This window comes from Sphingomonas sp. LH128 (genome assembly GCF_000293195.2).
Taxonomy (GTDB): Bacteria; Pseudomonadota; Alphaproteobacteria; order Sphingomonadales; family Sphingomonadaceae; genus Novosphingobium; species Novosphingobium resinovorum_A.
Map to the genome: position 1 here is coordinate 1 of NZ_ALVC01000441.1, position 11868 is coordinate 11868.

The following is an 11868-nucleotide window of genomic DNA, read 5'->3' on the forward strand; positions in this document are numbered from 1 at the left end:
ACCGGGCAGGCCCGGCCCTGAATCTGGTTCTGAGGCGGACCCGAACCCGCCCCGGGCCCGTCACGGGCCTGCTCGGCGGCAGTTTCAACCCGGCCCACGGTGGACACCGCCGCGTCACCCTGTTCACCGTCGAGGCGCTTGCGCTCGACGAAGTGTGGTGGCTGGTCTCGCCGGGCAATCCGCTCAAACCCAAGGCCGGGATGGCCCCGCTGGCCGCGCGGATGCGCTCGGCGCAGCAGCAGGCGCGGGGCGCCCGCATCCGGGCCACCGCGATCGAGCGCGAACTGGGCACCCGATACACCGTCGACACCCTCCGCGCACTCCTTCACCGTTACCCGAAACGGCGCTTCGTATGGCTGATGGGGGCGGACAACCTCGCCCAGTTGCACCGCTGGAAGGACTGGCGGACGCTGTGCCGACTCATGCCGATTGCGGTAATCGCGCGTCCGGGGTATGATGGCGCTGCCCTCGCGAGCCCCGCGATGGCCTGGCTGGGGAAATTCCGGAGACCCCTGACCAGTCTTCGCGGTCCGGAAGAGTGGAGCGCACCCGCGCTGGTGACATTGCGATTCGACCCCGATACGCGGTCGGCAACGGCGATACGCCAGGCCGATCCGGACTGGGCACGAAGGTTCTCAGATCGACCTTCGCGTGACGCGGTCACGTACCACTTGATCCCCGGAACGGCGGAATGATCGGCTTTCAGGCCATCTTCCCGCATACCCGGCTTACACGGCAAACGATCGAACGCGGCAGGATGGCCTTCATCCTGCCCGGTCGGTTTTGAAAGGAGCAGAACCCAACCAAGATGCCACAGGCAGAACTACAGCCGGAATCAACCGGCGCCACCCCGCTTCCGGTCACGATCGAAAGCGATGATCCGTTGCTGAACCTCGTGCTTTCGTCGCTGGACGACGATCAGGCGCAGGAACTGGTGACGATCGACCTCGACGGCAAATCGAGCATCGCCGACTTCATGGTGATCGCCTCGGGCCGTTCGACCCGCCAGGTTGCGTCCATGGCGCAGAAACTCGGCGAGCGACTGAAGCAGAACGGCTTCGGCCATCCGCGTATCGAGGGCCTTCCGGCGGCCGACTGGGTGCTCGTCGATGCGGGCAGCGTGGTCGTCCACCTGTTCCGTCCCGAAGTGCGCACGTTCTACAACCTCGAGCGGATGTGGGGCTTCGACGGCCCGTCCGGGGCAGCCTGACCGCTGCCTAGAGGATGATCCTCCGGTCGCGACGGTGACCGGAAAATCGCAAGGAAATCACGCGGGGGCCCTGCTCCGTCCCCGCGTTCCGGCCTGATTGCACCCTGAACCCATGCTGCTGCACATCATCGCTCGCGGAAAGATCGCCCGCTCGCCCGAGGGTGAGATGCTGGATCGCTACGCGAAGCGCATCACCTGGCCGTTCAGGCACAGCGAGCTGCCCGATGTCGGCGGCAAGGTGCCGCCTCCCGCCCATACCCCGGTCCGTGAAGTCCTGCTCGACGAGCGGGGCAAGCTGATGAGCTCGGAAGAGTTCGCCGCGCTGCTCGGCCGCTGGCGCGACGAGGGCGTGCGCGAATGCCGCTTCCTGATCGGCGCCGCCGACGGCCACGGTGACGAGGCGCGGGCGCAGGCCGACCACCTTCTGTGCTTCGGCCGCATGACCTGGCCTCACCTGATGGTCCGCGCGATGCTCGCCGAACAGCTGTGGCGCGCCACCGCGATCCTGGCCGGGCATCCCTACCACCGCTCGGGCTGATGAAGCGCCTGAAGGTCTTCTTCGACGGCGGCTGCCGTCCGAATCCCGGCCCCATCGAAGTCGCCGTGGTGATACGCGGGGTGGCGCATGTCTTTGAGGATTGCGGCTGCGGCACCAACAGCGATGCCGAGTGGCTGGCGCTGATCCATGCACTGGAACTCTGCCGGGAGCAGGGGCTGGAACAGGTCGAGCTGATCGGCGATGCGGCGGAGGTTGTGCGTCAGGCCAACCGGGCCTTGCGCGACGGGCATGGCCCGGGGCGGCACGCGGCGCGCTTCCTTGCGCTGGCGGCTCAGGTTCGTCCTGCGCGCATACGGTGGATCAAGCGTGAGCAGAACCTTGCCGGAATTGCGCTGGCCGCGCGCCATCCAAGGTGAAGGCATTTTATCCTCCCTGTTCCGCAGGAATGGGGAGGTGGCAGCGCGAAGCGCTGACGGAGGGGTTCGCCCCCTCCACCACCCGCTACGCGGGCGGTCCCCCTCCCCATCGCTTCGCGACAGGGAGGAGCCTTAAAGCACCTTCGCGAACAGGAACTCCTCGTCCCGCTGCTCGCCGACCATGAAGTGGATATCGGCGACCTTCTCGAACCCGTAGCGCGCGTAGAATTTCTGCGCCCCGGGGTTGTCGGAATAGACCGAAAGCTGGACCTCGCCCGCGCCAAACGCCGCCGCTTCCGTCAGCGCCCAGTCCATCAGTGCCGCGCCGATGCCCTGCCCGGTCGCCTCGGGCGCGGTGTAGAGTTGCTTGAGCTCGATCACGCTCCCTGACCGCGCATGTTCGGGCCAGCCGCAAGCCATCACCAGCTTGCAGTAGCCGAGCAGGTGCCCGTCCCGCTCCGCCAGCATCACCCGCATCGCAGGGTCGGCGATCTCCTTCGCCACCTTGGCCTCGCTGTGCGAACCAGCGAGGAAGTTCGCCAGGTCGTCCGGCACGTAGAGGTGGCCGAACTTGGCGACGAAGCTGTCGGTGCCCAGACGCGCCAGCGCGGCGGCATCGGCGGGGGTGGCGGTACGAAGCTCCATTACAGTTCCTTGGTCATGCAGATCGAAAAATCATCGGAGACGTAGTCCCCGAAAGGCGCGCACTCGACGAAGCCGTGCGCGCGGTAGAGGCCGTGGGCCGGGTGGAACGGCTCGGGCCGCCCGGTCTCGAGGCTGACACGGGCGTAGCCGCGCGCTCTCGCCTCTTCCAGCAGCCGCAGCAGCAGCGCCTTGCCCACGCCCCGGCCGCGATACTCGGGCGCGGCGCGCATCGACTTGAGTTCGCCGTGGCTTTCGGAAAGGTGCTTGATCGCGCCGCAGCCCGCCAGCACATCGCCGTCCCATGCGGAGAAGAACGTGACGTCCGGCTGGCGCAGGCGCGCTGCGGGCATGGCGTGGACGCTCTCGGGCGGGGACCATTGATGCATCTCGTCGAGGTGGAACTGGAGCAGCGCCAGCACCGCTTCTGAGGTGAGGTCGTCGGGCCTTATGGTCAGGTTCATGCTCTACTCTGCGTGCTTGTCGGCCTTGCGGCGCCCCATGCGCATGCCTGCTTCCAGCCGCGCCCGCAACTGCGTGTAGTAGTCCGAGAGGAAGCGCCGCTCCGCGCCCCAGCCGTCGTTGCGGCCGATCTTCTCGGCGATGGTCTGGTAGACCGTCTCGACCGCGTCGGTCCGGTCCTCGCGCAGCACGCGCTCCAGCGCCTGCAGCTCGAATTCGCCGTAGACCGCCAGTTCGTGATCCTCGAAGCGGAACTGGAAGCGCTCGGCCACCGGCGCTTCGGAGGTCGTCATCGCCGCCTCCAGCTTCTGCTTCGGGCGTTCGAGCACCCAGCTTCCCGCAATCACGTCGCCCGCGCGCAGGGCGTCGCGGTTGAACAGCGGGAAGAGCAGGAAGATCGCCAGCCACCCCGCCGCCGCCAGCCAGGCCATGCCGTTGTCTGGCCCCGCCATGGCGATGAGCGGGATCGGCAGGAACATCTCGATATCGCGCAGGAGGTTTCGGGCGATCACCATCTCGGCGGTGAGGCGGCCGCCGTCGCGCGCGGCGATGCGGATGCCGGTCATGCGCTTGCCCGGCGTCGCGCCCCTTGGCCCTAGTTCGAAGTAGAGGAAGTAGGCGTTGCGGAACAGGAACATCGCCACGATCCACACGACGATGAGGAACTGCAGAGCCTGTGCCCCCGCCCCCTTGCCATCGACCGCCTGCGCGATCTGCGCCGCGCCGCCCGCGATCTGCATCAGAGCGATCGAGGTGCCGATTATCAGCATGACGATGATGAGAAGGTCGAGGATCAGCGCCCCCGCCCGCGCCCCGCGCCCCGCCACGGTGACCGGCAGCGCGATGCCCTCCGGCGTCACGAGCACGCGCTGCTTGCCGGAGCGCCCCCGATTAACTCGGCGCTTCATCGCCCGGCCCTCCCGCGATAGGCGAAGAAGTAGGCGCTCCACGCCAGCAGCATGAACCCGCCGACCGCAAGGCGCGCGGGCGTCTGGTCGACCAGCTGGCGCGCGAAGCCTTCCAGCAGCGCGGCGACGACGAGCATCAGCACTACGCCGACCATGACCACCGCCGCGCGGCGTCCGGCCTCGGCGGTCGCGGTCAGCACCGGACGGTTGCCGGGAAAGGCGATCGCGCGCCCGACATGCAGCCCCGCCGCGCCCGAGAGCAGGATCGCGAACAGTTCGGTCGTGCCGTGGATGCTGATCCACCCCGCGAAGTCGAGCAGCAGCCCCGCCTTCCAGTAGACCCACCCCATCGCCCCCAGCCCGGCCAGATTGTGGACCAGCAGCAGCAGTGACGGAATCCCGAGCGCAAAGCCCAGCGCGAAGGCGAGAATCGAGACTTGCGCGTTATTGCTGAACAGCTGGGCAGCGAAAATGCTCATGCCCGTCTTCTCGGTGTTGCCGAAGATTGTGCCGCGCAGCGCCTCGGCGGTGGCGCCGGGGACGCGCTCGCCTGCCATCTCGCGGCCCATCAGGGCGAAGTACCATTCGGGATCGTGCGAAACGAGCAGCCAGCCGACCACCGCGCCCGCCACCATGACGAGCAGGGCGATGCCGATCTCGAAGCCGATGCCGCGCACCGCCCGGCTCCAGCCGCCGCCGAGGAACCCGCGCAACCACTCCCACAACGACGAGCGCGGGCCGTAGACCACGAACCACGCCCGCTGCACCAGCGATTCCAGATAGCCCAGCGTCGCCGCGTCGAGCGACGTCTCGCGCGCGATGGAGAGGCTGGAGGCGACCGTGCGGTACAGGCCCGGCAGCGCCAGCAGGTCCTCGTCCGAGATGCCGCGCAGGCGCCCCTTCTCCATGCGCACGACGATATTCTCGAGCCGCTGCCAGTCCGCTTCGCGCTCCAGCCGGAAGCGGTCGGAACGCAGCGCGGCGCTTTCGATGGCGGCATTCGATATCGCGTTCATCCGATCGCTCCCGAACGCTTGATGGCAAGGTAGGCATCGATCAGCCGGGTGCCGACCTGCCGCCACGGCGCCTCGATCACATCGACGCCGATCTGCCGCAGCCGCCGGGTGACGAGCGCGCGCTGGCGCAGCAGGCCATCGGCGGCGACCGCCATCGACAGCACTTCCATGTCGTCGGGCTCGGCGGTGGACAGCGTCTCCAGTTCCTCGTCCGCCATCGTCACGAACAGGACGACATGGCGCGACACCAGCCGTCCGATGCTTTCGATCATCAGTTCGGCGCTGGTGGGGTCGGAGAAGTCGGAGAAGATCACGATCAGCGAGCGGCGCTGCAGCCTCCCCGCCAACGTAGCGAGGGCGAGGGTGAAGTTGGGCTCCTCCGTGCGGTACTCCAGCCCCGCCGCCGCGCGCTGGAGGCGGTGGAACTCGCTGCTGGCGGTGACGAAGGGCGTCGCCACCTCGGGCCGCGAAGCGAAGCCGAACAGCGAGACCCGGTCGCCGCCCTTGAGCGCCACGAAAGCGGTCGCCAGCGCCGCCGAGACCGCGCGATCGAGGCGGGGCATCCCGGCGATCGGCTCGCACATCGCCTGCCCGCAGTCGAAGGCGAAGACGATCTGGTTGTTGCGCTCGACCTCGTATTCCTTGGCATAGAGGTGCACGTGGCGGGCCGACGATTTCCAGTCGATCCGGCGGCGATCCATGCCGGGCTGGTACTCGGCGAGCGATTCGAACTGCGTGCCCTCACCCCGGATGCGGCGGGCGAGCAGGCCATATTGCGCATCCTTGAGGAAGGTCTGCAGCGTGGGGGAGCGCACGGCGGCGACGTTGGGCCAGACCCGCACCGTCTCGTCCAGAGTCCCCGCCAGCTGCCGCGCGCCGAGGCCGAGCGGCCCGGTCCAGCGCAGCCATGCGCGGGTGACCTTGCCCGTGCCGCGACGCGAGGGCGTGAAGGTGCCGGAGCCGCGCCAGCCGTCGTCACCGGCGATCAGCGGAAACACCAGCCGCCCGCCGGGTGCGAGGCGCGGGTCGCACTCCAGCGCCAGTTCCGCGCGCGAGGGGCTGCCGGAGCGCAGCGCGACTGCGGCCTCCATCCGGCCCTCGGCGCCGACTTCGACGTCGCCGGGCACCGTAACCCGAAGGTCCGCGACCCGGCCGCCGAGCAGCGCGTCGATCACCACCAGCACCAGCACGGCGAGCCCCGCGACCGGCGCGATCACCCACAAGTCCGGGCTCGCCGCCGCGATCACCAGCGCGACCGGCGCGATCGCCGCCAGCGTCACCGCCGCGCGGGCCGTCGGGACTATCGGGGCGAAGGCAAACTTCACCGGATCAGCGCGGCGCTTCGGTCTGCTCGACCAGCTGGGCGACCAGCGCCTCGACCTGCTTGCCCTCGATCTCGGCCGCCGGGCTGAGCAGCAGGCGATGGCGCAGCACCGAAGTCGCCAGTGCCTTCACATCATCGGGCACCACGTAGTCGCGCCCATCGAGCGCGGCGCGGGCGCGGGCGGCACCGGCCAGCAACACGGCGGCGCGGGGGGAGGCACCGCTCGACAGGTCCGCAGACTCGCGGGTCGCACGCACGAGGCGCACGATGTAGTCGGTGACACTGTCCGCCAGCTTCACCGAGGCCACTGCCCGCGTCACCGCTTCCAGCTGCGCAGGGGTCGTGACCGTGACGATGCCCACCTCCGCCGGTGTCGGCGCACCGCGATTCTCGCCATAGCGCGCGACGATGCGACGCTCCTCCTCGGCGCTGGGATAATCGACCAGCACCTTGAACAGGAACCGATCGAGCTGCGCCTCGGGCAGCGGGTAGACGCCCTGGCTCTCGATCGGGTTCTGCGTCGCGACCACGGTGAAGTGCGGCGGCAGCGGATGCGCGGTGCCGTCCAGCGTCACGCGGCGCTCCTGCATCGCTTCGAGCAGCGCCGCCTGCGTCTTGGGCGGGGTGCGGTTGATCTCGTCCGCCAGCAGCAGGTCGCAGAAGATCGGGCCGTGCGTCAGGGTGAACTGGCTGGTCTGGAAGTTAAACAGGTTGGAGCCGAGAATGTCGCCCGGCATCAGGTCCGGCGTGAACTGGATGCGCCCGAAGTCCAGCCCCAGCGTCGCCGCGAAGCACTGCGCAAGGAAGGTCTTGGCGGTCCCCGGAGGCCCCTCCAGCAGTACATGGCCGCGCGCCATCAGCGCGATCAGCAGATGCTCGATCGTCTCGGCCTGCCCGATCACGCCCTTGCCCACTTCGGCGCGGATCGCCTGCGCGAGCGCGCCTACTTGTGCGATATCGGGTGCAGTCTCGGTCATCGGGTCAGCGTCCTTTCGAGCGCGTGGAGATCGCGCGCGGCCTTGAGGAGATCGTGCGAACGCCCGGCCGCATGGAGGCGGGCGGCGATCACGGAGAAGGGCTCACCATCAGCCCCGCGCGCGGCAAGCGCCCGGTCGATGGCGGCGTCGGTGTGCTCGGCATCCACGCCGCGCGGCAGGGCCAGCGCCGCGACCAGCCGTTCCCGCGCGCGGTCGGCGTAAGGCGGGCCGAGCAGGTGGAAACGGCGCGTACGGCGCACCAGCCCGGCGGCATTGCTCACCAGCGCGCGCTTGCCGAAGGCGATGGCCCGCTCGGGCACCAGCGGCGGCCCGAAGCGCAGGAACGCGCGCCAGCCCACCGCCACCGCCGCCAGCAACAGGCACAGCGTCGCGGCAAGGAACGGCGGCGTGAAGGCGAGCGTCAGCAGGTTCTGCGCATGGCCGTAGCCGGGCAGGGTCATGTCGAACACGACAGCGCCGCCCGGCCTGACCCCGGTGGCGCGCACCAGAGCCTCGGCCAGCTGCGCGCTCTCGATCCGGGCCATCCCGTAGTTGTCGAGGAGGTCCGGCTCGAACACCATGACCACCGGATAGCGGCCCTCGTCGTAGTCCTCGCCCTCGATATAGTGCTGGCCGTCCTGCGCCATCGCGTCGAGGCCGTCGTAGCGGCCACCGTCGTCCATGAAGCCCGCGAGCACCAGCTTGCCGTCGCGGCTGACGGCAAGCGGCACCAGCCCCTCGCCCTTGCCCGCCTGCACGGTGCCGGTGGGCAGCGTCCCGGCGATCCCGTCGGCCCGCCAGCCCGCCTGCGCTTTCGGCAAGGTATCGTCGCTCAGCGTCAGTTCGTCGAGGAAGCCCGGCCAGTCCAGCGTGCTTTCGCCGCCGAGGCGCACCCAGCCTTTCTTCGCCTTGTCGCGCTGCTCGCGGATCGGCGGCATCGGCTGCCACTTGGGCGCGATCACCAGCGTCGGCCCGATCGAGCGCCGGGCGCTGACGATCTTGTCGATCTCCTTGCCCTTGATGATCGCGGGCGGGGTAAGCACCAGAAGTCCCGGCCTTTTGAGTGCCGCAGGATTGCGCGTCGCCTCGACCGCGAAGCCGCGCCGTTCGAGGTAGTCGGCCATCGCCGCATAGCCGTTGAGGCCCTTGCCCTCCGCATGCGCCTTGCCGTCGTTGGCGGTGCCCATGCCGATACCGGTGCCGATCATCCACAGCAGCGCCACGAACAGCAGCGCGCCGAGAACCACGATCGCCAGCACCGCCCAGAGCGAGAACGGATTGGCGCCGACTGCTACGCCTTTCGTCTTCACGTTCATGCCCGAAGCTCGACTTGCGCGAACTGCGCATAGGCGGTGCGGGCGGCGCTCCAGTCCTGCGCGTCGAGATCCCGCAGCGCGAACAGGGCACGCTCGACCCGCCCGGCGATCACGGCGAAGGCGCTGCGGCCGCTCTCGGGCAGCATCGGCAGCACGGCGATCTCGCGCGCGGTGCTGGCGGGATGGAGCCAGTCGGGCCGCGCGTCGGAAATCTGGCGCACGCTGCGCCGGAGCAGCAGATGCGCGGCCTCTCCATAGCGACCCTGCGCGGCGAGGTTGTCGGCGTCTTCCAAAAGCGCCACCGCCTCGGCCTGCGTCGGAGTCCAGTGGACCTCCTCCAGCTTCGGACGGCGGCTGCGCCAGGCGTCGAGGCTAGGCTCGATCAGCAGGCGCCAGAGGATGAACAGCGCCAGCGCCGCCGCTCCGGCGATGAGAATCCACTGGAACACCGGCCACGACATGCCGAGCAGCTTGCCGACCGGCGTGAAGATCGCCTCCAGCAACCGGCCGAGCGCTTTCAGCCATTCGGGAATGTCGGTGGGGGGAACGGGCTTGGGGTCCGGGAGCGGCGTGAATTGGATGTCCGCCGCGTCGCGCACGGCCTTCCAGTCCCGCGCCGCGTCTGCGGCCGAACCCGCTTCAGTGCCCCCGCCAATCGTCACGCCCGGCACGATTGCATGGCGGGAAGTGCGGCGCAAGCGGTTGAAAGGGTTCGTCGTGTCGGGAAAAGGCCCCCTCCGTCAGTCGCTGCGCGACTGCCACCTCCCCATCGCTGCGCGACAGGGAGGATCAGGCAAATCCTCCCCGTTCCGCAGGAATGGGGAGGGGGACCGCCCGCGTAGCGGGTGGTGGAGGGGTCAGCCCCGCTTGCGCGCCTGCTCGTAGGTCCCCAGCGGGCGCACGTACTTGCAGTGGAACGCCAGCTCCTGCAGCGCCGAATCAATGCGCGCCTCGCCGGGGGCGCCTTCGATATCGGCGTAGAAAGTCGTCGCCGCGAAGCTGGCGCCGATCTGGTAGCTCTCCAGCTTGGTCATGTTGACGCCGTTGGTCGCGAAACCGCCCAGCGCCTTGTAGAGCGCCGCCGCGATGTTCTTCACCTCGAAGATGAAGGTCGTCATCGCCTGCGTGCCCTTGAGGTCGAACGGGTCGAGCGGCTCGCGCGCCAGCACCACGAAGCGGGTGGTGTTGTCCGAGGCGTCCTCCACCCGGTCCTCGACGATGTCGAGACCGTAGAGTTCGGCCGCCAGCCGGGGTGCGATGGCGCAGGCGTCGGGGTCGCCCTGCTCGCGCACCAGTGCCGCAGCGCCCGCGGTGTCGGCATAGGCCATCGGCACGATGCCCCGCTCGCGCAAGTAATGGCGCGACTGGCCGAGCGCCTGCGGGTGGCTGTAGGCCGCCGAAAACGGGCCTTTCGCGCCGGGCAGCGCCATCAGTGCGTGGCTGATCGGGGTGAAATGCTCGCCCACGATCGACAAGCCGCTTTCGGGCAGCAGGAAGTGGATGTCGGCGACGCGGCCGTGCTGCGAATTCTCGATCGGGATGATCGCGCGGTCGGCCCGCCCCTCCTTCACCGCGTCCAGCGCATCCTCGAACGAGAAGCACGGCAGCGGCAGGCAACCGGCATCGTATTCGAGCGCGGCGCGGTGGCCGTTGCAGCCCGGCGCGCCCTGAAACGCGACGGCGCGCGCGGGCTGTGCCTGGGCGGCGGCTTCCATCTCGGCGACGAGGGCGATGGCGGGCTGGGGATAAGCATGCATGACGTGCGCGCGATTAGGCGGCGTGGCGAACAAGCGCAATGGCCGAATTCCGTATCGGCACTTGCGCTGGATCAAGGCGGACATTAATGCCCGAAGCCAACAGGATGAGTGAATAATCACCGCGGGGCATGCTGAATGGACGATCGTTTCAATACTATCGCCGGTTGGACTCTTTTTTCGGGCATCGTCGGCCTGGGACTGACGATCGCCAGTTCGATGTATTTTCAGGCTGACAAGCATCACGCGCCGGAGACTGCGGGCTATGCCGTCGAAGGTGTGGCCGAGGAAGGCCCGGGCGGCGGCGATCCGCCGATCGCGACGCTTCTCGCCGCCGCCGACGTGGCCAAGGGCGAGGCGACTTTCGCCAAGTGCACCTCGTGCCACACGATCAATGCGGGCGGCGCCAACGGCATCGGCCCGAACCTCCACGGCGTGGTCGGCGAGGCGATCGGCCAGGGCGTCGGCGGCTTCGCATTCTCCGACGCGCTCAAGAGCAAGGGCGGCAACTGGTCGTTCGACAGCCTGAACGACTGGCTCAAGAGCCCCAAGGCCTTCGCGCCCGGCACCAAGATGACCTTCGCCGGTCTGTCCAAGCCGGAAGACCGCGCCAACGTCATCGCCTACCTGAATTCGCAGGGCTCGAACCTGCCGCTGCCGGCCGCAGACGCGGCTCCGGCGGCCGACGCCGCGGCAGCGCCTGCGGCGGGTGAAGCCGCACCGGAAGCGTCCGAAGCGGCGGCGCAATAACCCGATCCGGCCCCTTCAAGGGATCGCCGGTTGAAAACGGTCCGCTAGCGCCGCCGAGTCGCTAGCGGGCCGTTTTCGTCTTTATGAGACAAGTTCGGCGCGACCTTGCAAACAAACCCCGTCATCCCGGCGAAGGCTGGGACCGCTGGCCGCGTAAAACCGTGCCGTCGTCAAGGCGTCCTGACGATGGTTGGCCGTAACAGGCCAGCGGTCCCTGCCTTCGCTGGGATGACGACGTTGTGCGTGCAGTCAGCGCGCGCGGAAACACCCGCTGGCGAGCGCGGGCCATTACGCCGGGGAAGTCAACGCGAAGACCGGTAACATCGGGTCGGCGTCGGGAGCGTCCAAGCTGGGACGCGGGGTTTTGTTTTCCGTGAAGCTCTGGCGAGCGGCCGGGTAACTCACGGTGCAGCCCGGCTCGACCTGTATTCCATCGGAAAGTCCCATGTGGCCGTCGTTAGGGTTCGCATCGTTATCGGCCGAAGGCTATCCGGGATGGCCGTCCCAAGTCCTGCCGTGTGTCGCAGGAACGTATGGACGGCGTTTCCGGTAGCGCAGAGACAGTCCGGGTCTTCGAACGGACGCGTGGTTTGC

At 68.7% G+C, this 11868-nt stretch carries 14 protein-coding genes; 5 read left to right on the forward strand and 9 right to left on the reverse strand.

Features of this window, described 5'->3' with window-relative positions:
• Positions 1-17: 17 nt before the first annotated feature.
• The 4 genes from LH128_RS27460 to LH128_RS27475 all read left to right on the forward strand — a co-directional run bounded on the left by LH128_RS27460 (position 18) and on the right by LH128_RS27475 (position 2125).
• The gene (locus LH128_RS27460; protein WP_051211537.1) at positions 18-695 is read left to right on the forward strand and encodes a nicotinate-nucleotide adenylyltransferase; all 678 of its coding nucleotides are present in this window, start codon (positions 18-20) and stop codon (positions 693-695) included.
• Between the two features lie 113 nt (positions 696-808).
• On the forward strand, positions 809-1210 hold the full coding sequence (gene rsfS, locus LH128_RS27465) for a ribosome silencing factor (RefSeq protein ID WP_008831383.1): 402 nt from the start codon (positions 809-811) through the stop codon (positions 1208-1210).
• Positions 1211-1322: 112 nt separating this feature from the next.
• Entirely contained in the window at positions 1323-1748 is a 426-nt protein-coding gene (locus LH128_RS27470) for a 23S rRNA (pseudouridine(1915)-N(3))-methyltransferase RlmH (protein WP_008831382.1), read from the forward strand.
• Positions 1748-2125: a ribonuclease HI gene (locus tag LH128_RS27475; RefSeq protein WP_008831381.1), complete on the forward strand. Its 378-nt coding sequence runs from the start codon at positions 1748-1750 to the stop codon at positions 2123-2125. Before LH128_RS27470 ends, LH128_RS27475 begins: the two co-directional genes overlap by 1 nt.
• A gap of 132 nt (positions 2126-2257) precedes the next feature.
• Here LH128_RS27475 and LH128_RS27480 read toward each other — a convergent pair whose 3' ends face one another.
• The 9 genes from LH128_RS27480 to LH128_RS27520 form a co-directional block, all read right to left on the reverse strand.
• The gene (locus LH128_RS27480; RefSeq protein WP_008832967.1) at positions 2258-2770 is read right to left on the reverse strand and encodes a GNAT family N-acetyltransferase; all 513 of its coding nucleotides are present in this window, start codon (positions 2768-2770) and stop codon (positions 2258-2260) included.
• Entirely contained in the window at positions 2770-3231 is a 462-nt protein-coding gene (locus LH128_RS27485) for a GNAT family N-acetyltransferase (protein WP_008832968.1), read from the reverse strand. The genes LH128_RS27480 and LH128_RS27485 overlap by 1 nt, the downstream gene beginning before the upstream one ends.
• Before the next feature lie 3 nt (positions 3232-3234).
• A complete protein-coding gene (locus tag LH128_RS27490) occupies positions 3235-4137 on the reverse strand; it encodes an RDD family protein (RefSeq protein WP_008832969.1) in 903 nt (300 codons plus the stop codon).
• The gene (locus tag LH128_RS27495) at positions 4134-5153 is read right to left on the reverse strand and encodes a stage II sporulation protein M (RefSeq protein ID WP_008832970.1); all 1020 of its coding nucleotides are present in this window, start codon (positions 5151-5153) and stop codon (positions 4134-4136) included. Before LH128_RS27495 ends, LH128_RS27490 begins: the two co-directional genes overlap by 4 nt.
• Positions 5150-6478, reverse strand: a complete 1329-nt coding sequence (locus LH128_RS27500; RefSeq protein WP_008832971.1) for a DUF58 domain-containing protein — start codon at positions 6476-6478, stop codon at positions 5150-5152. The genes LH128_RS27495 and LH128_RS27500 overlap by 4 nt, the downstream gene beginning before the upstream one ends.
• Before the next feature lie 4 nt (positions 6479-6482).
• Positions 6483-7454 carry an AAA family ATPase gene (locus tag LH128_RS27505; RefSeq protein WP_008832972.1) on the reverse strand — a complete coding sequence of 324 codons (972 nt, stop codon included), beginning with the start codon at positions 7452-7454 and terminating at the stop codon, positions 6483-6485.
• The gene (locus tag LH128_RS27510; RefSeq protein WP_008832973.1) at positions 7451-8770 is read right to left on the reverse strand and encodes a DUF4350 domain-containing protein; all 1320 of its coding nucleotides are present in this window, start codon (positions 8768-8770) and stop codon (positions 7451-7453) included. The genes LH128_RS27505 and LH128_RS27510 overlap by 4 nt, the downstream gene beginning before the upstream one ends.
• Positions 8767-9468 (reverse strand): hypothetical protein, encoded by a 702-nt coding sequence (locus tag LH128_RS27515; protein WP_008832974.1) that lies wholly within the window; start codon positions 9466-9468, stop codon positions 8767-8769. Before LH128_RS27515 ends, LH128_RS27510 begins: the two co-directional genes overlap by 4 nt.
• A gap of 159 nt (positions 9469-9627) precedes the next feature.
• Positions 9628-10527, reverse strand: a complete 900-nt coding sequence (locus tag LH128_RS27520) for a prephenate dehydratase (protein ID WP_008832975.1) — start codon at positions 10525-10527, stop codon at positions 9628-9630.
• 135 nt (positions 10528-10662) lie between these two features.
• Between LH128_RS27520 and LH128_RS27525 the strand changes: the two genes are divergently transcribed.
• The gene (locus LH128_RS27525) at positions 10663-11274 is read left to right on the forward strand and encodes a c-type cytochrome (RefSeq protein WP_008832976.1); all 612 of its coding nucleotides are present in this window, start codon (positions 10663-10665) and stop codon (positions 11272-11274) included.
• Positions 11275-11868: the final 594 nt, after the last annotated feature.

Excerpts from the sequence above, each read along its gene's own strand:
- rsfS (WP_008831383.1), top strand. The coding sequence starts at position 809 with ATGCCACAGGCAGAACTACAGCCGGAATCAACCGGCGCCACCCCGCTT.
- LH128_RS27470 (WP_008831382.1), top strand. The coding sequence starts at position 1,323 with ATGCTGCTGCACATCATCGCTCGCGGAAAGATCGCCCGCTCGCCCGAG.
- LH128_RS27475 (WP_008831381.1), top strand. The coding sequence starts at position 1,748 with ATGAAGCGCCTGAAGGTCTTCTTCGACGGCGGCTGCCGTCCGAATCCC.
- LH128_RS27480 (WP_008832967.1), bottom strand. The coding sequence starts at position 2,770 with ATGGAGCTTCGTACCGCCACCCCCGCCGATGCCGCCGCGCTGGCGCGT.
- LH128_RS27485 (WP_008832968.1), bottom strand. The coding sequence starts at position 3,231 with ATGAACCTGACCATAAGGCCCGACGACCTCACCTCAGAAGCGGTGCTG.
- LH128_RS27490 (WP_008832969.1), bottom strand. The coding sequence starts at position 4,137 with ATGAAGCGCCGAGTTAATCGGGGGCGCTCCGGCAAGCAGCGCGTGCTC.
- LH128_RS27495 (WP_008832970.1), bottom strand. The coding sequence starts at position 5,153 with ATGAACGCGATATCGAATGCCGCCATCGAAAGCGCCGCGCTGCGTTCC.
- LH128_RS27505 (WP_008832972.1), bottom strand. The coding sequence starts at position 7,454 with ATGACCGAGACTGCACCCGATATCGCACAAGTAGGCGCGCTCGCGCAG.
- LH128_RS27510 (WP_008832973.1), bottom strand. The coding sequence starts at position 8,770 with ATGAACGTGAAGACGAAAGGCGTAGCAGTCGGCGCCAATCCGTTCTCG.
- LH128_RS27520 (WP_008832975.1), bottom strand. The coding sequence starts at position 10,527 with ATGCATGCTTATCCCCAGCCCGCCATCGCCCTCGTCGCCGAGATGGAA.
- LH128_RS27525 (WP_008832976.1), top strand. The coding sequence starts at position 10,663 with ATGGACGATCGTTTCAATACTATCGCCGGTTGGACTCTTTTTTCGGGC.